The organism is Streptomyces olivaceoviridis, assembly GCF_014650115.1.
GTDB classification, from domain to species: domain Bacteria; phylum Actinomycetota; class Actinomycetes; order Streptomycetales; family Streptomycetaceae; genus Streptomyces; species Streptomyces olivaceoviridis.
The window spans coordinates 122,832-142,811 of the sequence record NZ_BMUI01000022.1; the positions used below are offsets into that span (position 1 = coordinate 122,832).

General features: G+C 72.3%; 13 protein-coding genes and 3 pseudogenes. 10 read left to right on the forward strand and 6 right to left on the reverse strand.

What is annotated here, in order from left to right; translation table 11 throughout:
• Positions 1 to 56: 56 nt before the first annotated feature.
• The gene (locus tag IE273_RS32540; RefSeq protein ID WP_189818736.1) at positions 57 to 515 is read left to right on the forward strand and encodes a hypothetical protein; all 459 of its coding nucleotides are present in this window, start codon (positions 57 to 59) and stop codon (positions 513 to 515) included.
• Between the two features lie 85 nt (positions 516 to 600).
• Positions 601 to 2,409 carry a chitinase gene (locus IE273_RS32545; protein ID WP_189818737.1) on the forward strand — a complete coding sequence of 603 codons (1,809 nt, stop codon included), beginning with the start codon at positions 601 to 603 and terminating at the stop codon, positions 2,407 to 2,409.
• A gap of 52 nt (positions 2,410 to 2,461) precedes the next feature.
• Here IE273_RS32545 and IE273_RS32550 read toward each other — a convergent pair.
• Together IE273_RS32550 and gabT are read right to left on the reverse strand one after the other, a co-directional pair.
• A pseudogene (locus IE273_RS32550) lies at positions 2,462 to 2,986 on the reverse strand (phosphatase PAP2 family protein); the annotation flags it as partial.
• A gap of 411 nt (positions 2,987 to 3,397) precedes the next feature.
• Positions 3,398 to 4,732, reverse strand: coding sequence for a 4-aminobutyrate--2-oxoglutarate transaminase (gabT, locus tag IE273_RS32555; RefSeq protein ID WP_189818738.1), 1,335 nt, complete (start codon positions 4,730 to 4,732; stop codon positions 3,398 to 3,400).
• A 278-nt stretch (positions 4,733 to 5,010) separates the two neighbouring features.
• Between gabT and IE273_RS32560 the strand changes: the two genes are divergently transcribed.
• From IE273_RS32560 to IE273_RS32575, 4 genes are all read left to right on the forward strand, one after another.
• Complete coding sequence (locus IE273_RS32560; protein WP_189818739.1) at positions 5,011 to 7,158, forward strand: ATP-binding protein; 2,148 nt, start codon at positions 5,011 to 5,013, stop codon at positions 7,156 to 7,158.
• Positions 7,159 to 7,265: 107 nt separating this feature from the next.
• A complete protein-coding gene (locus IE273_RS32565) occupies positions 7,266 to 8,843 on the forward strand; it encodes a PucR family transcriptional regulator (protein WP_189818740.1) in 1,578 nt (525 codons plus the stop codon).
• A 155-nt stretch (positions 8,844 to 8,998) separates the two neighbouring features.
• Positions 8,999 to 10,444, forward strand: coding sequence for an aldehyde dehydrogenase family protein (locus tag IE273_RS32570; RefSeq protein WP_189818741.1), 1,446 nt, complete (start codon positions 8,999 to 9,001; stop codon positions 10,442 to 10,444).
• Positions 10,445 to 10,595: 151 nt separating this feature from the next.
• Positions 10,596 to 10,871 carry a hypothetical protein gene (locus tag IE273_RS32575; protein WP_189818742.1) on the forward strand — a complete coding sequence of 92 codons (276 nt, stop codon included), beginning with the start codon at positions 10,596 to 10,598 and terminating at the stop codon, positions 10,869 to 10,871.
• A 104-nt stretch (positions 10,872 to 10,975) separates the two neighbouring features.
• On the opposite strand, the pseudogene IE273_RS32580 reads toward IE273_RS32575, so the two are convergent.
• From IE273_RS32580 to IE273_RS32590, 3 genes and pseudogenes are all read right to left on the reverse strand, one after another.
• Positions 10,976 to 11,494: pseudogene (locus tag IE273_RS32580) on the reverse strand (carbohydrate-binding protein); the annotation flags it as partial.
• Positions 11,493 to 12,676: pseudogene (locus tag IE273_RS32585) on the reverse strand (TIM-barrel domain-containing protein); the annotation flags it as partial. The pseudogenes IE273_RS32580 and IE273_RS32585, both read right to left, overlap by 2 nt.
• Positions 12,677 to 12,822: 146 nt before the next feature.
• Positions 12,823 to 13,872 (reverse strand): LacI family DNA-binding transcriptional regulator, encoded by a 1,050-nt coding sequence (locus IE273_RS32590; protein ID WP_189818743.1) that lies wholly within the window; start codon positions 13,870 to 13,872, stop codon positions 12,823 to 12,825.
• A gap of 316 nt (positions 13,873 to 14,188) precedes the next feature.
• Between IE273_RS32590 and IE273_RS32595 the strand changes: the two genes are divergently transcribed.
• Positions 14,189 to 16,126, forward strand: coding sequence for an acyl-CoA dehydrogenase family protein (locus IE273_RS32595; RefSeq protein ID WP_189818744.1), 1,938 nt, complete (start codon positions 14,189 to 14,191; stop codon positions 16,124 to 16,126).
• Here the strand turns inward: IE273_RS32595 and IE273_RS32600 are convergent.
• Positions 16,123 to 16,581, reverse strand: coding sequence for a lamin tail domain-containing protein (locus IE273_RS32600; RefSeq protein ID WP_189818745.1), 459 nt, complete (start codon positions 16,579 to 16,581; stop codon positions 16,123 to 16,125). The genes IE273_RS32595 and IE273_RS32600 overlap by 4 nt on opposite strands.
• A 170-nt stretch (positions 16,582 to 16,751) precedes the next feature.
• Here IE273_RS32600 and dxr point away from each other — a divergent pair, with 170 nt between their 5' ends.
• The 3 genes from dxr to IE273_RS32615 form a co-directional block, all read left to right on the forward strand.
• Entirely contained in the window at positions 16,752 to 18,023 is a 1,272-nt protein-coding gene (gene dxr, locus IE273_RS32605) for a 1-deoxy-D-xylulose-5-phosphate reductoisomerase (RefSeq protein WP_189818746.1), read from the forward strand.
• Complete coding sequence (locus IE273_RS32610; RefSeq protein WP_014675338.1) at positions 18,020 to 19,321, forward strand: M50 family metallopeptidase; 1,302 nt, start codon at positions 18,020 to 18,022, stop codon at positions 19,319 to 19,321. The genes dxr and IE273_RS32610 overlap by 4 nt, the downstream gene beginning before the upstream one ends.
• Positions 19,322 to 19,493: 172 nt before the next feature.
• Positions 19,494 to 19,980 (forward strand): flavodoxin-dependent (E)-4-hydroxy-3-methylbut-2-enyl-diphosphate synthase (locus tag IE273_RS32615; RefSeq protein ID WP_189818747.1); only part of this gene is annotated, 487 nt, incomplete at its 3' end.

Genomic DNA, 19,980 nt, shown 5'->3' on the forward strand with positions numbered 1-19,980 from the left:
GACCTCCCTCTCCCTCGTGACGCGACCGCGTCCACGAGAGAAAGGGAGGCCTTCTCATGACTGGGGCGAAGACGGCGGTCGAATGGCTGGCATCCGTCGCACCGGACCCCGCGGCCTGTCGCCGGGAGTGGGAGCGCGACCCCCTCGGGGTCGCGCTGCTGCCCGCCGGCAAGGCGTGGGACGTCCTGATCCTGCCGGGTGACCTCGGCTACGCGACCCTCGACGTGCTCACCCGGCTCCTCGACCGACTCGGCCCCGTGCTCGTCGACTTCGGCGACAGCCGGGTCGGGTTCCTCGTGCCCCCGGGCACCGCGGCCCGCTGGCTCGGCACCGGGATCAAGGCCGCCGGGGCCGGCACCTGGATCGTCGTGCCACATCCCGGCCGGGCGGCCCGGGGCGTGCGCTGGCTGGTGCCGCCGGACGGCTCGGGCACGCTGACCGACCCGGCGCTGCTGGAACTGGCCCTGCACGAGGCGGCGGCGGGGGCGGCGAGGGAGAGGAGCGGGAACGGGTAGCGCCCCGACACCTTGACAATCGGATTGGTCTGGACCAAGTTGTGTGCGCTCCGCCCCTCCAACTCCCCGGCACCCGGAGGCCCTCGTGGACCGCGCCAGACGCCCCAGATCCGTCCTCGCCGCGCTCACGGCCGCACTGCTGGCCGTGCCCGGCATCACCGCGCTCTCGTCGGCCGCCCACGCGGCCGACGCGGACGTCGCGGTCAACGGCGGCTTCGAGTCCGGCCTCACCGGCTGGACCTGCACCGCCGGCACCACCGTCACCTCCCCCGTGCACAGCGGGAGTTCGGCGCTCCGGGCCACCCCGGCCGGCAGCGACAACGCCCAGTGCTCCCAGACGGTGACCGTCCAGCCGAACGCGCAGTACACCCTGTCCGGTTACGTCCGTGGCTCCTACGTCTACCTCGGCGCGAGCGGCACCGGCACCACCGACGTCTCCACCTGGACCCAGTCGGCCCCCGACTGGCAGCAGCTGAGCACCACCTTCCGTACCGGGGCGGCCACCACCAAGGTCACGATCTACACCCACGGCTGGTACGGCACCGGCGCCTACCACGCCGACGACCTCACCCTCGTCGGCCCCGGCGGCAGCGGCACCACACAGCCGCCCGCCGCCCCCGCCGGCCTGCGGACCACCACCGTGACCTCGTCCTCCGTCGGACTGTCCTGGTCCGCGGTGACCGGCGCGACCGGCTACGCGGTCTACCGCGACGGCACCAAGGTCCAGACCGTGACCGGCACCTCGGCCACCGTCTCCGGCCTCGCGGGCTCGACGGCGTACAGCTTCCAGGTCACCGCCGCGAACGACGCCGGCGAGTCCGCGAGATCCGCGGTCGTGACCGCGACGACCAGCGCCGGCGGCGGTGGCGGCTCGTCCGACCTGCCCGCCCACGCCCTCGTCGGCTACCTGCACGCCGGCTTCGCCAACGGCGCCGGCTACACCCGCCTCGCCGACGTCCCCGACAGCTGGGACGTCATCGACCTGGCCTTCGGCGAGCCCACCTCGGTCACCTCCGGGGACATCCGCTTCAACCGCTGCCCGGTCACCGAGTGCCCGAACGTGGAGAGCGACGCCGACTTCAAGGCGGCCGTCAAGGCAAAGCAGGCCGCCGGCAAGAAGGTCCTGATCTCGATCGGCGGCCAGAACGGCCAGGTCCAGCTGACCACGACCGCGGCCCGCGACACCTTCGTCGCCTCCGTCTCGAAGATCATCGACACCTACGGCCTCGACGGCCTGGACATCGACTTCGAGGGCCACTCGCTGTCCCTGAACGCGAACGACACGGACTTCAAGAACCCGACCACCCCCGTGATCGTGAACCTCATCTCGGCACTGAAGACCCTGAAGGCCAAGTACGGCGCGAAGTTCGTCCTCACGATGGCCCCGGAGACCTTCTTCGTGCAGAACGGCTACCAGTACTACGGCACCGGCAAGTGGGGCGGCCAGGACCCGCGCTGCGGCGCCTACCTCCCGGTCATCCACGCCCTGCGCGACGACCTGACCCTGCTGCACGTCCAGGACTACAACTCCGGCCCCATCATGGGCCTGGACAACCAGTACCACTCCATGGGCGGCGCCGACTTCCACATCGCCATGACCGACATGCTCCTCACCGGCTTCCCGGTCGCCGGCGACCCGGACAACGTCTTCCCGCCGCTGCGCCCCGACCAGGTCGCGATCGGCATGCCCGCGTCGACCAACGCGGGCAACGGCTACGTCTCCCCGTCCGAGGTCACCAAGACCCTGGACTGCCTGACGAAGAGGACGAACTGCGGCTCGTACGCCACCCACGGGACCTGGCCCGCGCTGCGGGGCCTGATGACGTGGTCGGTGAACTGGGACCGCTACGCGAACTGGGAGTTCCAGAAGAACTTCGACGCGTACTTCGGCTGAGCACGAGGGACAGGGCGGCCAGCAGCACCGTGCCCAGGCACCAGCTGGCCACCACGTCCAGCGGCCAGTGCCAGCCGTGGCGGACCAGGCCGTACGACACCCCGAGGACGAGGGCGGCGCACCCGGTGACCAGGACGCGGCGGGCGGCGGGGGAGCGGAGCCAGGGCAGGAGGAGCAGGGTCGCGGAACCGTACGCGACCGCGGCCGTCGCGGTGTGACCGGACGGGAAGTAGCCCGTCCCCGGGGGCACCACCGGTGTCCCCGGCCGGGCCGTCCACTCCTTCAGCGGGACGACGACCGCCGGGACCAGCGCCATCACCAGGGCCGCGGCGAGCGGCGGCAGCCACCACCGCCCGGCACCCGCGGCCCGGCCCCGCCAGGCGGCGTACCCGAGGGCCACGGCGAGCACGGGGAGGGCGACCTGGACGTTGCCGAGGTCGGAGAGCAGCTGGGAGGACCGGTCCGGGTGGACGAGGGCCCGGCTGACGTCCGCGTCCAGCCGGAGCAGCGGCCCGTCGGCGGCGACCTGCCAGGTGACGAGGGCGAGGACGACCGCCGGGAGGACCAGGAGCAACATGGGCCCAGCTTGGCAGACGGTCGCGGGGAAGGAGGTCGGCCGCCCCGGAACAGGGGGGGTGGTTCCGAGGCGGCCGTCCGGATCGGAACGTCGCGCGCCCCGGGGGGTTTGGGGCGGCGACCGTCCGATCGGTGAGGAGATCCCGGAGCCGTCAGGCGCCGGTTGTGTGCGCGAGGGCACGACCAGGTCGAAGCTGGGGAGGCCCCGGCCCGGTGTCCGCCCGCAGTCCCCTGTGGGCGGGTGTATCTCTCATCTGAGGAGAACCTACGGCAGGCGGCGGCGGTTTGGCAGACGGAATCCGCTCCCGTCATCCACCCCGCACACCTTCTTCACACGGCCTGCCGCAGGCGCCTTCAGAGGTGCGGACCCTCCGCTCAGATGCGCGGTGGATGCGCGGGCCGGATGCGCGGCTCAGATGCGGGCGAACGCCTGCTCGATGATGTCGAGGCCCTCGTTCAGCAGGTCCTCGCCGATGACCAACGGCGGCAGGAAGCGGAGCACGTTGCCGTAGGTGCCGCAGGTCAGGACCAGCAGGCCCTCGGCGTGGCAGGCCTTGGCGAGCGCGGCGGTGGCCTCCGGGTTCGGCTCCTTGGTGGCGCGGTCCTTGACCAGCTCGATCGCGATCATGGCACCACGTCCGCGCACGTCACCGATGACGTCGAACTTCTCGGCCATGGCGGTGAGGCGACCCTTCATGATCTCCTCGATGCGCTTGGCCTTGCCGTTGAGGTCCAGCTCCTTCATCGTCTCGATGGCGCCGAGCGCACCGGCGCACGCGACCGGGTTGCCGCCGTACGTACCACCGAGCCCACCGGCGTGCGCGGCGTCCATGATCTCGGCGCGCCCGGTCACGGCGGCGAGCGGCAGACCGCCGGCGATGCCCTTGGCGGTCGTGATCAGGTCGGGCACGACGCCCTCGTCCTCGCACGCGAACCACTGCCCGGTCCGGCAGAAACCGGACTGGATCTCGTCGGCGACGAAGACGATGCCGTTGTCGGCGGCGAACTGGCGGATCGCCGGCAGGAAGCCCTTGGCGGGCTCGATGAAGCCGCCCTCGCCGAGGACCGGCTCGATGATGATCGCGGCGACGTTGTCCGGGCCGACCTGCTTGGTGATCTGGTCGATGGCCTGCGCGGCGGCCTCCGGGCCGGCGTTGTCCGGGCCGGTCGGCCAGCGGTACGCGTACGCGACGGGCACCCGGTACACCTCGGGCGCGAACGGCCCGAACCCGTGCTTGTACGGCATGTTCTTCGCCGTCAGCGCCATGGTGAGGTTGGTCCGCCCGTGGTAGCCGTGGTCGAACACCACCACGGCCTGCCGCTTGGTGTAGGCACGCGCGATCTTGACGGCGTTCTCGACGGCCTCGGCGCCGGAGTTGAACAGCGCGGACTTCTTGGCGTGGTCACCCGGGGTCAGCTCGGCGAGCGCCTCCGCGACCTCCACGTAGCCCTCGTACGGGGTGACCATGAAACAGGTGTGGGTGAAGTCGGCGAGCTGGGCGCTCGCGCGGCGCACCACGGCCTCGGCGGAGGCGCCGACGCTCGTCACGGCGATACCGGAGCCGAAGTCGATCAGCCGGTTGCCGTCGACGTCCTCGATGATCCCGCCGCCCGCGCGCGCGGTGAACACGGGCAGCACGGAGCCCACGCCCTGGGCGACCGCGGCGGTACGGCGGGCCTGCAGCTCCTGCGACTTCGGGCCGGGGATGGCGGTGACGACGCGGCGCTCCTGCGGAAGTGCGGTCATGGGGGGCTCCCTGATGATCTTGCGTACCGGGCGGTCCCGGGCGGTTCCGGGCGGTGCGTTTTCGGACGCATACCTTCTTTTCTCGCAGGCTAAGACCGGTTCCGGAGGGTGGGCATGCTCCATGTGGGAGTTGTCGGCGAGCCCCGTTGTCCGCCGTGGACATAGCCTGGCCGGGCGGTACGGCTCCTTACGGCCACGTAAGCGGTGAACTCCCCCTGCCGGGGCGTTAGATTGACTCGCTGACGACGGACGGAACGGCTGGTCAGGGGGCAAGGTCGATGGACAGCGACGCGACGCGCGACACACGCGGCACGCACGCCAACCCACTACCGCGGCCCATGGCGGCGCCGGAGGGGGCGGGGGGGCCGCCTATGCCGCCTGGGGTGCCGCCGGCGCCCTCGGTGCCGCCCGGCGCACCGCCGAAGCCGGACGGCTCCGTCTTCCTCGCCTGGCTGCGGACCCCCCGTCCTGAGGCACCGCCGGGCGTGTGGCGCTTCGGGCACCGGCCCCGGCCCGAGCAGGAGCCCGATCAGATCCCGTCCCGGCAACTGATCAGCGGTGCCTTGATCGCCTTCCTCGTGGGCTGGCTGGTGTGGTCCCTGCTGTGGAACGGCTACCTCGGAGCCTGGTGGGTGCTGCCACTGGAGCTGTTCACCCCCGACTCCTGGCGTCAGGGCAACGACGCCGTCGGCAACGCCGTCCTCTGGTACTCGTACTACACCGTGATCGCCCTCGGCATCCTGCTCGTCGTCGGCCGCCTGGGCCGCTGGGGCGAGGTCTGGCGCCGCTACGGGCCGAGCGCCTGGCGGCCCGCCGCGCCCGTGGCCGAGCGCCCGCCCACCCCCGAACAAGACCCCGCCGAATGGCCGCAGCTGCGGCAGGCCGGGGCCTATGAGGCTGCTGAGCGGCTTGCCGGCGAGGCGAAGGCGGGCCTCATGCGGGACGTGGATCACGCGCGGATCAGCAGGGCCTGGCAGGGCGTGCGGTCGGGCCGGCACAGCCTGGCCACCTTCAGCGGCGCCGTGCTGAAGGACGGCGCCGCCGCCTGCCTGCACCCCTCCGGCGAGCGCGACCTGCCCGCCCGGCACGCCCGCCACGACCTGCTCACCGGACAGGTCCGGCTCGGCACCACCGCCGACGACCCCCGCAACCCGTACCACTACCGCGGCGCCGGCCTCGCCCTCGGCCCCGACCTGCTCGGCACCTCCCTGCTCGCCGTCGGCCCCGCCGGCTCCGGGAAGACCGGTGCCGTGGTGCGACCGCTCGCCGAGTCCCTGTGCCTGCACGCCCTGGCCGGCCGCGCGTCGGTCGTGGTGGTCGGCGCGGCGGGCGCCGGGCTCGGCCCGGCCGAGGCCTACGACGTCGTCGTCCGCGTCGGCCACCCCGATTCCGCGTACGACCTCGACCTCTACGGCGGCACAACCGACCCCGACGAGGCCGCCGCCATACTCGCCGAGGCCCTTGTCGGCGACCTCGCGGACCCGCACCCCGGCAGCGACAGCCGCCGCTCCACCACCGTCCTCGCCCAGTTGCTCGGCCCGTTCCGCGCCGTCCACGACCGCTTCCCCTCCGTACCGGAGCTGCGACAACTGCTCGACGGCGCCCCCGGCCCGCTGGCCGCGCTGCGCAAGGGCCTGACCGACACCGGGCACGCGTCCCTGCTCAGGGAACTCGACGCCCGGGAGCGGCAGATGGCCCACCCGGGCGACGTCGGCACGGTCCTCGCCGACCGGATCGCCCTGCTCGACCGGCCCGCCTTCGCCGCCTTCTTCGACACCTCCGGACAGAGCCGGCCGTTCTCCCTGAAGGCCCTCGACCACCCGGTCCGGGTCCGCATCGACCTGCCCCAGCGCGGTCACGCCGACGCCTCCCGGATCCTGGCCCGGCTGGTGCTCGCCCAGTTCACGGCCTCCGTGACGGTGCGGGAGGACCGGTCGCTCTTCGCCTGCCTGCTGCTCGACGACGCCTCCGGGGTCGTCACCCCGGAGGCCGTACGCGGCATCCAGCGGCTGCGCAGCGCCAACGCCGGCACGGTGCTCACGCTGCGCACCCTGGACGACGCCCCCCGGCCGCTGCGCGGCCCGCTGCTGGGCGCCGCGGGCTGCCGGATGGCGCTGTCCGGGCTCACCCCCTGGGACGGTCAGGACTTCGCCGAGGTGTGGGGCAAGGAGTGGACCGAGACCCGGGACGTCACCGACCGGCAGATCATCGCCGAGACCCCGGCCGGCAAGGCCGTGCACATGCTGCGCCGGGTCATCACCGGCCAGGCGCCCACCGCCCGTGCCGTCACCGTGCGTCAGGTCGAGCGGGAGCGGTGGTCGGCTTCCGAGTTGGCTCATGGGGTGCCGCCGGGGCATGCCGTGTTGTCGTTGACCACCGTGGAGGGGGAGCACGCGCCGCCGTTGCTGGTGGATCTGCGGGGGTGAGGGGCCAGCGCGGGACCGTACGGTGAGGCAGAATCAGGGTGGGTCGTTCATACACGGCGGCCAAAAGATCACCGGGATCGACGGATCTCCCTCACCGTGAAGGCCCCATGCCCCCGACTCTCGCCTCGCTCGTCCACCACTCCGCGCTCAAGCTGACCGTGCGCGCGGGCGAGGACCGTCTGGACGTGCCCGTGCGCTGGGCGCACGTCAGCGAGCTGGCCGACCCCGTCCCCTACATGGAGGGCGGCGAGCTGCTGCTGATCACCGCGCTCAAGCTGGACGCGGAGGATCCCGAGGCCATGCGGCGCTATGTGCGGCGGCTCGTCGGCGCGGGGGTGGTCGGGCTGGGGTTCGCCGTCGGGGTCAACTACGAGGAGATCCCCGACGCCCTCGTCGACGCCTGTGCGCGGGAAGGGCTGCCGCTGCTGGAGGTGCCCCGCCGCACCCCCTTCCTCGCCATCAGCAAGGCCGTCTCCGCCGCCATCGCCGCCGACCAGTACCGGGCCGTCACCGCGGGCTTCGCCGCCCAGCGCGAGCTGACCAGACAGGCGCTGAACGCCGGCCCGGAAGGGGTGCTCACCGCGCTCGCCGCCCAGGTCGACGGCTGGGCCGCGCTGTACGACGCCTCGGGCTCCGTCGTCGCCGCCGCGCCCGAGTGGGCCGGCCGCCGCGCCGCCCGGCTCACCACCGAGGTGGAGCGGCTGCGGGAGCGGCCCGCGCCCGCGTCCTCCGTCGTCGGCGGACCCGAGCACGAGGACCGGGTGGAGCTGCACAGCCTCGGCACCGGCCGCCGCCCGCGCGCCGCGCTCGCCGTGGGCACGGCCGCCGCGCTCGGCACCGCCGAACGGTACGCCGTCCACTCGGCCATCGCCCTGCTCACCCTCACCACCGAACGCTCCCGCTCCCTGCACGCCGCCGAGCAGCGCGTCGGCGCGGCGGTGCTGCGCATGCTCCTCGCGGGCGAGCCCGACCACGCGCGGGCCGTCGCCGGTGACCTGTACGGCGAGCTGCTGGACGCTCCGTTCCGGATGATCGTCGCCGAGTCCGGGTCCGGCCCGGCGGGCGAACCGCTGGGCGAGCTCGCGGAGACCGTGGAGAGCGCGGCGGCGCGGGCCGGGGAGGCCGTGCTGGTCGTACCCGAGGGGGAGCGGCTGGTGGTGCTGGCCGCCGACGGGGGCGCGGCGGTGGCCGCCTGTGTCGATCACGCCGCGGTGCGGGAGGCCGACCGGGCGGTGGCGGAGCAGGGGCGGGCGGAGGAGGACACGCTGGTCGTCGGCCTGTCCGCGCCCGCCGGGCCGATCGCGGCGGCGGCGGCGTACAAGCAGGCCGAGCAGGCGCTGTCGGTGGCGCGGCGGCGGGGGCGGGTGTTCGTGGAGCACGAGCAACTGGCCGCCGGGTCGGTCCTCCCGCTGCTGGCCGACGACGCGGTGAAGGCGTTCGCCGACGGGTTGCTGCGGGCGCTGCGCGAGCACGACGCCACCGGCCGGGGAGACTTGGTCGCCTCGCTGCGGGCGTGGTTGTCGCGGCACGGGCAGTGGGACGCGGCGGCGGCCGACCTGGGGGTGCACCGGCACACGCTGCGGTACCGGATGCGCAGGGTCGAGGAGATCCTGGGGCGCAGCCTGGACGATCCGGACGTGCGGATGGAGCTGTGGCTCGCCCTGAAGGCGACGTCCACGGAGTAGTGCGGAGCGGTGTGGGGCGCCGAGTAGTCCAATCAGTAGTGCCTGGTCCGTCCACTGCTACGACTCGGACAAACGCCCCCCGGCCGCCCCCGCCCTACCGTGGACCACGCAAGCCAAGCGACACACCTCCAACGCGGAAGGGCCGGGACTCGTACATGACTTCCACCCATGCCTTCTGGCTCGCCGGCCGCCAGGCCACCGGCGAGGACACCTTCGACGTCACCTCCCCGTGGGACGGCCGGCTCGTCGGCAAGGTCAGCGTGCCGTCCGACGCCCAGGTCGAGGAGGCCGTGGCCGCCGCGTACGCCGTCCGCGAGGACTTCGCCGCCACCCCGGCGCACGTCCGCGCCGCCGCTCTCGACCACGTCAGCAAGCGGCTGGCCGAGCGCACCGAGGAGATCGCCCAGCTGATCTCCGTCGAGAACGGCAAGCCGATCAAGTGGGCCCGGGGCGAGGTCGGCCGTGCCGTCTCCGTGTTCCGGTTCGCGGCCGAGGAGGCCCGGCGATTCAACGGCGGCGAGGCCCAGCGGCTCGACACCGACGCCGGCGGCCAGGGCCGGCTCGCGCTCACCCGCCGATTCCCGAAGGGTGTCGTGCTCGGCATCGCGCCGTTCAACTTCCCGCTGAACCTGTGCGCCCACAAGGTCGCCCCGGCCATCGCCGCCGGCGCCCCGATCATCCTGAAGCCGGCCCCGGCCACCCCGCTGTCCGGCCTGATCATCGGTGACCTGCTCGCCGAGACCGACCTGCCGGCCGGTTCGTGGAGCATCCTGCCGGTGCCGAACGACAAGATGCCCGCCCTGGTCCAGGACGAGCGCCTGCCGGTCATCTCCTTCACCGGTTCCGAGAAGGTCGGTTACGCGATCATGGACTCGGTGCCGCGCAAGCACTGCACGCTGGAGCTGGGCGGCAACGGAGCCGCGGTCGTCCTCGGCGACTACGCCTCCGACGCCGACCTGGACTGGGCCGCGACCCGCATCGCGACCTTCTCCAACTACCAGGGCGGCCAGTCCTGCATCTCGGTGCAGCGCGTGATCGCCGACGCCTCCGTGTACGACCGGCTGGTGCCGCGGATCGTCGCCGCCGTCGAGGCCCAGGTCACCGGTGACCCGTCCGACCCGAAGACCGACGTCGGCCCGCTGGTCAGCGAGGACGCCGCCAAGCGCGTCGAGTCCTGGGTCAAGGAGGCGGTCGAGGCCGGCGCCACGCTGCTCACCGGCGGTGACCGCGACGGCGCCTCCTACGCGCCGACCGTGCTCACCGACGTACCGGCCGGGGCGACCCTCTCCTGCGAGGAGGTCTTCGGACCCGTCCTCACCGTGCAGAAGGTCGACGGCGAGGCCGAGGCGTTCGCCGCGGTCAACGACTCCAAGTACGGCCTCCAGGCGGGCGTGTTCACCCACGACCTCCAGGTCGCCTTCCGTGCCCACCGCGCCCTGGAGGTCGGTGGTGTGGTGATCGGCGACGTCCCGTCCTACCGCGCCGACCAGATGCCGTACGGCGGCGTCAAGCAGTCCGGTGTGGGCCGCGAAGGCGTGCGGTTCGCGATGGAGGACTACACCTACGAGCGCGTGCTGGTCCTCACCGGTCTCGCGCTCTGACCTGCCACGGACAGGTCAGGAACAGAACGGCCGCAGCCCACTGTGCGGGGGCTGCGGCCGTTCGCCGCTTCCGCTCGCCGAGGCAATCCGGAAGGGCTCCGCGGACGTACAGGAAGTAGGACCGCACCCTGAGGGAAGAAGGAGAGCCATCATGCGAGCATCACGCGCGAGGCGCCTCTTCGCGGTGTCCGCGGCCGGCCTGGTGATGGTCGGCGGCGCCGCGATCGGTGCAACGGGCACGGCTTCGGCGGCAGCCACTGCCGTGCCCACCCGGGTCACCGACGACTGGTGCTGGGGCCAGCACGGCTGGAGCTGCTTCGACCATCGCTTTGACCACGGCTTTGACCACGGCTTCGATCACGGCTTCGATCACGGCTTCGACCACGGGTTCGGCAATGGAGGCACCGTGGTCATCGTGGTCCGCTAGTGGTGACAGGGCACGTCCCCCGCACCCCCGCCGTTCCGGAGGGGTCCGGCGCCGCTGCCTTCCGGTGCCGGGCCCCCGCCGGGCGACGGTCTCCTCTCGGACCCTCAACCGGAGAAGCCGACGTGCGCGAGCCGCAGCGGGCCGCGCAGCCTGAGGCGGACGTCGTGGACACCGTCGGCGACCAGCCCGGCGGTCAGGTCCGTGTACGCGTACGGGCCGTCCGTGGGCGTGTCCGGGGTGAGCGCCGCCAGCACCGGGCCGCCGTCCAGGGCGAGTTCCAGGGTGCCCTCGCCCGCCACCCGCGCGGTCACCTCGCGCACACCCGCGCCGAAGTCGCAGGCGCGGTAGACCAGTTCGGCCGTGCCGTCGCGGGCCGGGGTCACCGAATCGCCCGCCGTCCTCGTCCGGTCCACGATCGCGACACCGGACTGCTCGTCGAAGTCGGCGCCGGCCAGGCCCCGTTCGAGCACCGGGCGGGCGGCCGGGGGCCGGCCCTCGACGTGGACGGTCGTCCGCAGGCGCACGTCCTCGCTGGACGCGCCCAGCAGGAGTTCGTACGGGCCCTCTTCCAGGCGCCATCCGCCCTCGGCCGCGTCCCAGAACTCCAGTGCGGCAAGGGGGACTTATGCCGTACGGGGTCAGGTAGTTGTCGCGGACGCGGGACCAGAGGAAGTCGCGGGCCTCCGGGTTCGTCGCGTCGTGGAACGCCACCCGCACGGTCGAGGCGACCTCCTTGTCCGGCCAGTCCGCGTGCGCCGGCGGGCCGTACTGGGTGCCGATGAACCAGCCGCGCTGCTCCATCACCGCGTGGTTCTCGGACAGCGGGGACACCGACGGCCAGACGGGGACACCGACGGCCAGACGGGGACGACCAGCTTGACGCCCGTGTCCTCCAGCTCGCGCACCAGCGCCGCCGGGTCGGGCCACTCCTTCGGGTCGAACTTCCACTCGCCGAGGTGGGTCCAGCGGAAGAAGTCGCAGACGATCGCCGGGAGGGGCAGGCCCCGGCGCCGGTACTCGCGGGCCACGGCGAGGAGTTCGTCCTGGGTGCGGTAGCGCAGCTTGCACTGCCAGAAGCCCGCCGCCCACTCCGGGAGCATCGGCGACCGCCCGGTCACCGCCGTGTAGGCGCGCTGGCCGTCCGCCGGGGTGCCGGCCGTGATCCAGTAGTCGATCTGCCGGGTGCCGTTGCCGGCCGGCTCCACGCGGCCGGCAGCCGGGTTGGTCCAGAGCGGGGTGTAGCCCCCGGCTGGACACCAGCACCGGCACGCTCACCTCGGCGTTGCGCTGCACCAGGTCCAGCACCAGGCCCTTCTGGTCCAGCCGGCCGTGCTGGTGCCGGCCGAGCCGTACAGCTTCTCGCCCTCGTAGGCGGCGAACCGCTGCTCCAGCCGGTGGTGTCCGTTGCCGACCGCCGTGTACAGGCGGGAACCCGGCCACCAGAAGTGGGCACGCTCCTCGGCGAGCAGCTCGGCGCGGTCGTCGGTGCACAGGAAGCGGAGCAGGCCCTCGGCGGTCACCTCGACGGTGAGCGCGCCGACGGTCATCCGCGCCCCGCCGTCACCGATCCCGACCGTGCCGTCCCGGGCGGGCGGGGCGTCGAGGAGCGCGCCCGGCAGGCCCTCCAGCACCGGGCCGCCGAGCCGGGCGCGCACCCGGACCGCGTCCGGACCCCACGGCTCGATCCGCACCGTCTCCTGACGGCCGCTCCACTCCAGCGCCCCGTCCCGCTCCCGGAACGTGCCGGCGGTGGGGGAGGACTGCGCGAGACCGACCTTGGACCGCGCGACGACAGGCTGGTTCACGGCATGCTCCCGAGGCTGGGGCCCAAGACAGGGGCAGCAGGCAGAAGTGCGGAGTGGAACAGCGGGCGGAGGCGCGGTCGGCGCAGCGGGCAGAGCGTGCGGGCAGGAGATCGGGCGGAGGTGTACCGGGCGTGCCCGGCGGGTGGTCAGGGCGCGGCCGGTGCCGGCCCCGAACTCGCCCGTACCGTCAGCTCGGGCGTGAGCAGCACGACCTCGTCGCCGCCCCGCCCGTCCAGCTTGGCCACCAGGTGCTCCACCGCGCGCCGGCCCATCTCCTGGGCGGGGATGGCGACCGAGGTCAGCCGTACCGAGGCCTGGACGGCGACCTGGTCCGGGCAGATCGCGACCACGGACACGTCCTCGGGCACGGCCCGGCCCTGCTGGCGCAGCAGCGCGAGCAGCGGTTCCACCGCCGACTCGTTCTGCACCACGAACCCGGTCGTCCCGGGCCGCTCGTCGAAGATCCGGGCCAGGGTGAGGGCCAGGGCGTCGTACCCGCCCTCGCACGGCCGGTGCAGCACCCGCACGCCCGTCTCCCGGGCGCGGGAGCGCAGACCGTCCAGGGTGCGCTCGGCGAAGCCGGTGTGCCGCTCGTAGACCGCCGGGGCCTCGCCTATGACAGCGATGTCGCGGTGCCCGAGCCCCGCCAGATGCTCCACGCACAGCGCGCCGGTCGCGCTCCAGTCCAGGTCCACGCAGGTCAGCCCGGTGGTGTCGGCGGGCAGACCGATGAGGACCGAGGGCTGTTCGTCCCCCGGTCCCGACGTCGCTCGACCGGGGGCATCCCCGCCACGCAGCAGCGGCAGCCGCTCGTCCTCCAGCTCGACGTCCATCAGGATCATCGCGTCGGCGAGACCGCTGCCGGTGACCCGGCGCACCGCGTCGGGCCCCTCCTCGCCGGTGAGCAGCAGGACGTCGTAGCCGTGCGCCCGGGCCGTAGTGGCCACCGCGATGGCGATCTCCATCATCACCGGCACGTACATGTCGGTGCGCAGGGGGACCATCAGCGCGATGATGTTGGACCGTTTGCCGGCCAGGGCGCGGGCACCCGCGTTCGGGTGGTAACCCAGCTCCCGGATGCTCTGCTCGACCCGCTGCCGGGTGGTCGCGGAGATGGACCGCTTGCCGCTGAGGACATAGCTCACCGTGCTCGCCGAGACTCCGGCGTGCTGAGCGACCTCGGCGAGGGTGACCATCCAGCTCTCCCAGGGTTGTGAAGCGCTTCGACACCGCGCATAACCGACAAGACGGGTAAGGGTGAGGATGACACTAGCTCCAGGCGGGCCGAAGTGTCCATAGGCTGTCGAAGCGCTTCGACAGCATGCTCCGGGGGTATGCGGGGCGCCCCGCATGCCGCAGTACATCACCCCCGCCCCGGTGATCCGACGGGCATGTCCACCGTTCGCGCGCGAGGGGTGGTGGGGTCGGCCCGTTTCGGGTACCAACGATCCAGTAGCACTGGTCGGTAACGAACGGTCCCATTCGTCCCTCTTCGCGGCGAGGTGAGCCTGAATGTCCGCCACCACCACCCCACGCACCACCGTCACCGAGCGCGAGGCCCGCCAGGTGGCGGAGGCCGCCCGGCAGCAGGACTGGCACAAGCCCAGCTTCGCCAAGGAACTGTTCCTCGGGCGCTTCCGGCTCGACCTCATCCACCCCCACCCGCTGCCCGACGACGAGTCCGTCCGGCGCGGCGAGGAGTTCCTGGCCAAGCTGCGCGCGTTCTGCGAGACGGCGATCGACCCCGCCCGCATCGAGCGCGAGGCCCGCATCCCCGACGAGGTCGTGGCGGGCCTGAAGGAACTCGGCGCCCTCGGCATGAAGATCGACCCCCAGTACGGCGGTCTCGGCCTCACCCAGCTGTACTACAACAAGGCCCTCGCCCTGGTCGGCTCCGTCAGCCCCGCCGTCGGCGCGCTGCTCTCCGCGCACCAGTCGATCGGCGTACCGCAGCCGCTGAAGCTGTTCGGCACCCAGGAGCAGAAGGACGCCTTCCTGCCCCGCTGCGCCCGCACCGACATCTCCGCGTTCCTGCTCACCGAGCCGGACGTCGGCTCCGACCCGGCCCGCCTGGCCACCACCGCCGTACCCGACGGCGACGACTACGTGCTCGACGGGGTGAAGCTGTGGACCACCAACGGGGTGGTCGCCGACCTGCTCGTCGTCATGGCGCGCGTGCCGAAGTCCGAGGGGCACAAGGGCGGCATCACCGCGTTCGTCGTGGAGGCGGCTGCCGAGGGCGTCACCGTCGAGAACCGCAACGCCTTCATGGGGCTGCGCGGCATCGAGAACGGCGTCACCCGCTTCCACCGGGTCCGGGTGCCGGCGGGCAACCGCATCGGCCCCGAGGGCGCCGGACTGAAGATCGCGCTCACCACCCTCAACACCGGCCGGCTGTCGCTGCCCGCGATGTGCGCCGGAGCCGGCAAGTGGTGCCTGAAGATCGCCCGCGAGTGGGCGGCCGAGCGCGAGCAGTGGGGCAAGCCGGTCGCGCTGCACGAGGCGGTCGGCGCCAAGATCAGCTTCATCGCGGCCACCACCTTCGCCCTCGAAGCCGTGCTCGACCTGTCCTCGCAGATGGCCGACGAGGACCGCAACGACATCCGCATCGAGGCCGCCCTCGCCAAGCTCTACGGCTCCGAGATGGCCTGGAAGATGGCAGACGAACTGGTCCAGATCCGGGGCGGGCGCGGCTACGAGACGGCCGAGTCGCTGCGGGCGCGCGGCGAGCGGGCGGTCCCGGCCGAGCAGATCCTGCGCGACCTGCGCATCAACCGCATCTTCGAGGGCTCCACGGAGATCATGCACCTGCTGATCGCGCGGGAGGCCGTCGACGCCCACCTCTCGGTCGCCGGTGACCTCATCGACCCCGACAAACCGCTGTCCGCCAAGGCGAAGGCGGGCGCGAACGCGGGCGTCTTCTACGCCAAGTGGCTGCCGAAGCTGGTCGCCGGACCGGGTCAACTGCCGACCTCGTACGGCGAGTTCAAGCACGGCATCGACCTCTCCGGGCACCTGCGCCACGTCGAGCGCACCGCTCGCAAGCTCGCCCGCTCCACCTTCTACGCCATGTCCCGCTGGCAGGGCCGGATGGAGACCAAGCAGGGCTTCCTCGGCCGGATCGTGGACATCGGCGCCGAACTGTTCGCGATGAGCGCGGCCTGCGTCCGCGCCGAGCGGCTGTGGCGCGAGGGCGAGCACGGCCGCGAGGCCTACCAGCTCGCCGACGCCTTCTGCCGCCAGGCCCGCATCCGGGTCGACGAACTCTTCGCCCGGCTGTGGACCAACACCGACGACCTGGACCGCAAGGTGGTCAAGCACGTCCTCGGCGGGGCCTACACCTGGCTGGAGGAGGGCATCCTCGACCCGTCGGGAGAGGGGCCGTGGATCGCCGACGCGACCCCCGGACCCCCCGCCCGCGAGAACGCCCGCCGTCCCTTCGGGAGCTAGCAGTACGTGTCGCTCGGATCCCGCGTCGTCCAGGAGCAGGTGTCGACCTTGCTGCCGCTCGCCTTGGTCAGCGTCGCCGTGTCCTTGTCGTTGTTCCAGACGTAGGCGCGGCGGTCCTGGTACTTGTCCGACGCGGTGTCCGAGCCGCTGCCGGTGTGCACCTTCAGGTACTTCCCGGCGCCGATCTTGACGTCGCCGAAGACGTACTTGTGGTTGGAGGCGTCCTTCAGCACCCACCCCTTGAGCGAGACCGCCGAGCCGCTGGTGTTCTTCAGCTGCACCCACTCGGCGTTCAGGCTCCTGTTCGAGCGGTTGTCCGTGCCGGGGCTGTCGAACCACACGTGGTGGATCTTCACGCCCCCGGCGGCCTGGGCCGGGGTGCTGAGCAGGGTGCCGGTGAGCAGGGCCGCGCCGGCGAGGGCGGGCAGGGCGGCGCGTATGCGCACAGTACGCATGGAGAGATCCCCCCAGGATGTCGTCCGCGAAGTCGCGGCCGGGCCGGGGTGACCGGCCCGGACTGAAGTGTTATCACATGATCTTCACGGTGCGTCCACAAAGCCGCTGAACGCACCCGAGCGAGGGACGCGCTGTCCGGGCCGTCACCGCGTGCCGCCACAATGGGGGGATGACCGACAGTCCCGCCCGTCCGGCCCCCCTCGCCGACCCGCACCTCGTCTACGACCCCGCCCCCGGGGACGGCCCCAAGGACGTGGTGGTCCTCGGCTCCACCGGATCCATCGGCACCCAGGCCATCGACCTCGTGCTGCGCAACCCCGACCGCTTCCGGGTCACCGCCCTGTCCGCGAACGGCGGCCGGGTGGCCCTCCTCGCCGAGCAGGCGCACCGGCTGCGGGTGCGGACCGTGGCGGTCGCCCGCGAGGACGTCGTCCCCGCGCTGCGCGAGGCGCTCGCCGCCGAGTACGGCGGTGCGCGGCCGCTGCCCGAGATCCTCGCCGGACCCGACGCGGCCACCCAGGTCGCCGCCTCCGCGTGCCACACCGTGCTCAACGGCATCACCGGCTCCATCGGCCTCGCACCGACCCTCGCCGCCCTGGAGGCGGGCCGCACCCTCGCGCTCGCCAACAAGGAGTCGCTGATCGTCGGCGGCCCGCTGGTCACCGCGCTCGCGAAGCCGGGCCAGATCATCCCGGTGGACTCCGAGCACGCGGCCCTCTTCCAGGCGCTCGCCGCCGGTACCCGGGCCGACGTCCGCAAGCTCGTGGTCACCGCCTCCGGCGGCCCCTTCCGCGGCCGGACCAGGGACGAACTGGCACACGTCACCGTCGCGGACGCCCTCGCCCACCCCACGTGGGCGATGGGCCCGGTCATCACGGTCAACTCCGCGACCCTGGTCAACAAGGGACTGGAGGTCATCGAGGCCCACCTCCTCTACGACATTCCCTTCGACCGCATCGAGGTGGTCGTGCACCCGCAGTCGTATGTCCACTCGATGGTCGAGTTCACCGACGGATCCACGATCGCCCAGGCGACGCCCCCCGACATGCGCGGGCCCATCGCCATCGGACTGGGTTGGCCCGAACGTGTCCCGGACGCGGCCCCCGCGTTCGACTGGAGCAAGGCCTCCACCTGGGAGTTCTTCCCGCTGGACGACGAGGCCTTCCCCTCGGTGAACCTGGCCCGGCACGTGGGGCGGCTCGCGGGCACGGCCCCGGCGGTGTTCAATGCCGCCAACGAGGAGTGCGTCGCGGCCTTCCTGAGCGGCGCGCTGCCCTTCAACGGGATCATGGATACCGTCACCCGGGTGGTGGAGGAGCACGGCACCCCGGTCACGGGAACCTCACTCACGGTGTCGGACGTCCTCGAAGCGGAGACCTGGGCAAGGGCCCGGGCCCGCGAACTCACAGCCACGACGGCGACCGCGGAGGCGCGTGCATGACGACCTTGATGTTCATCCTCGGCATAGTGGTCTTCGCGGTCGGCCTGCTCGTCTCGATCGCCTGGCACGAACTGGGGCACCTGTCCACGGCCAAGCTCTTCGGCATCCGCGTGCCGCAGTACATGGTCGGCTTCGGCCCGACCATCTGGTCACGCAGGAAGGGCGAGACCGAGTACGGCATCAAGGCGGTCCCGCTCGGCGGCTACATCCGCATGATCGGCATGTTCCCGCCGGACGACCAGGGCCGGGTCTCCGCCCGCTCCACCTCCCCGTGGCGCGGCATGATCGAGGACGCCCGCTCGGCGGCCTTCGAGGAGCTCCAGCCGGGCGACGAGACGCGCATGTTCTACACGCGCAAACCGTGGAAGCGGGTCATCGTCATGTTCGCGGGCCCCTTCATGAACCTGGTGCTCGCGGTCGCCCTCTTCCTCACCGTGCTGATGGGCTTCGGCATCCAGAAGGAAACCACGGTCGTGGAATCCGTCTCGCCCTGCGTCATCGCGCAGAGCCAGCACCGCGACAGCTGCAAGAAGTCCGACCCGTCGTCCCCCGCCGCACAGGCCGGCATGAAGGCGGGTGACAAGATCGTCTCCTTCGACGGCAAGCCGACCAAGGACTGGAACACCCTCTCGGACCTCATCCGGGACAGCGCCGGGAAGAACGTCGCCTTCGTCGTCGACCGCGACGGCCGGGCGGTGACCCTGCACGCCAGGATCGCCACCAACCAGGTCGCCAAGAAGGACGCCGGCGGCAACTACGTCGACGGCTACGTCAAGGCCGGCTTCCTCGGCTTCAGCCCCGCCACCGGCGTCGTCAAACAGGACTTCGGCGAGTCCGTGACCTGGATGACCGACCGGGTCGGTGACGCCGTCGACTCCCTCGTCGCCCTGCCCGGCAAGATCCCGGCCCTGTGGGACGCGGCCTTCGGCGACGGCCCGCGCGAGCCGGACTCCCCGATGGGCATCGTCGGCGCCGCCCGGGTCACCGGCGAGATCGCCACCCTGGACATCCCCGCCTCACAGCAGCTGGCCATGTTCGTGTTCGTGCTGGCCGGCTTCAACCTCTCCCTGTTCCTGTTCAACATGCTCCCGCTGCTCCCGCTCGACGGCGGGCACATCGCGGGCGCCCTGTGGGAGTCGCTGCGGCGGAACCTGGCCCGCGTGCTGCGCCGGCCCGACCCCGGACCGTTCGACGTCGCCAAGCTGATGCCGGTGGCGTACGTGGTGGCCGGGATCTTCGTCTGCTTCACCGTCCTGGTGCTGATCGCCGACGTGGTGAACCCGGTGAAAATCTCCTAGCCACCCGTCGTTCATCGCGGCCCGGACCCCTCGGGTTCCGGGCCGCATTCCATCGGGTGGGTTTACGGGTGGGGATGTGCTGACGCGGCGCCCGGTGCCGTAATCTCAAAGCCTGGGAGCCCGCCGTTGCACGGGACCGGACCTTGATCCACGACTTGGGGTTGCACAGCAGATGACTGCGATTTCTCTCGGCATGCCGTCCGTTCCGACCAAGCTCGCCGAGCGCCGGAAGAGCCGGCAGATCCAGGTCGGAAGCGTGGCGGTCGGCGGAGACGCGCCGGTCTCGGTCCAGTCGATGACCACGACCCGCACGTCCGACATCGGCGCCACCCTCCAGCAGATCGCCGAGCTGACCGCCTCCGGCTGCCAGATCGTCCGTGTGGCCTGCCCCACCCAGGACGACGCCGACGCCCTCGCCACCATCGCGAAGAAGTCCCAGATCCCGGTGATCGCGGACATCCACTTCCAGCCGAAGTACGTCTTCGCCGCCATCGAGGCCGGCTGCGCCGCCGTCCGCGTCAACCCCGGCAACATCAAGCAGTTCGACGACAAGGTCAAGGAGATCGCCAAGGCCGCCAAGGACCACGGCACTCCGATCCGCATCGGCGTCAACGCCGGCTCCCTGGACAAGCGCCTGCTCCGGAAGTACGGCAAGGCCA

Bases quoted from the DNA above. Each gene is read 5' to 3' on its own strand.
- IE273_RS32540 (WP_189818736.1), top strand. From the start codon at position 57: ATGACTGGGGCGAAGACGGCGGTCGAATGGCTGGCATCCGTCGCACCG.
- gabT (WP_189818738.1), bottom strand. From the start codon at position 4,732: ATGACCGCACTTCCGCAGGAGCGCCGCGTCGTCACCGCCATCCCCGGC.
- IE273_RS32560 (WP_189818739.1), top strand. From the start codon at position 5,011: ATGGACAGCGACGCGACGCGCGACACACGCGGCACGCACGCCAACCCA.
- IE273_RS32565 (WP_189818740.1), top strand. From the start codon at position 7,266: ATGCCCCCGACTCTCGCCTCGCTCGTCCACCACTCCGCGCTCAAGCTG.
- IE273_RS32570 (WP_189818741.1), top strand. From the start codon at position 8,999: ATGACTTCCACCCATGCCTTCTGGCTCGCCGGCCGCCAGGCCACCGGC.
- IE273_RS32575 (WP_189818742.1), top strand. From the start codon at position 10,596: ATGCGAGCATCACGCGCGAGGCGCCTCTTCGCGGTGTCCGCGGCCGGC.
- IE273_RS32590 (WP_189818743.1), bottom strand. From the start codon at position 13,872: ATGGTCACCCTCGCCGAGGTCGCTCAGCACGCCGGAGTCTCGGCGAGC.
- IE273_RS32595 (WP_189818744.1), top strand. From the start codon at position 14,189: ATGTCCGCCACCACCACCCCACGCACCACCGTCACCGAGCGCGAGGCC.
- IE273_RS32600 (WP_189818745.1), bottom strand. From the start codon at position 16,581: ATGCGTACTGTGCGCATACGCGCCGCCCTGCCCGCCCTCGCCGGCGCG.
- dxr (WP_189818746.1), top strand. From the start codon at position 16,752: ATGACCGACAGTCCCGCCCGTCCGGCCCCCCTCGCCGACCCGCACCTC.
- IE273_RS32610 (WP_014675338.1), top strand. From the start codon at position 18,020: ATGACGACCTTGATGTTCATCCTCGGCATAGTGGTCTTCGCGGTCGGC.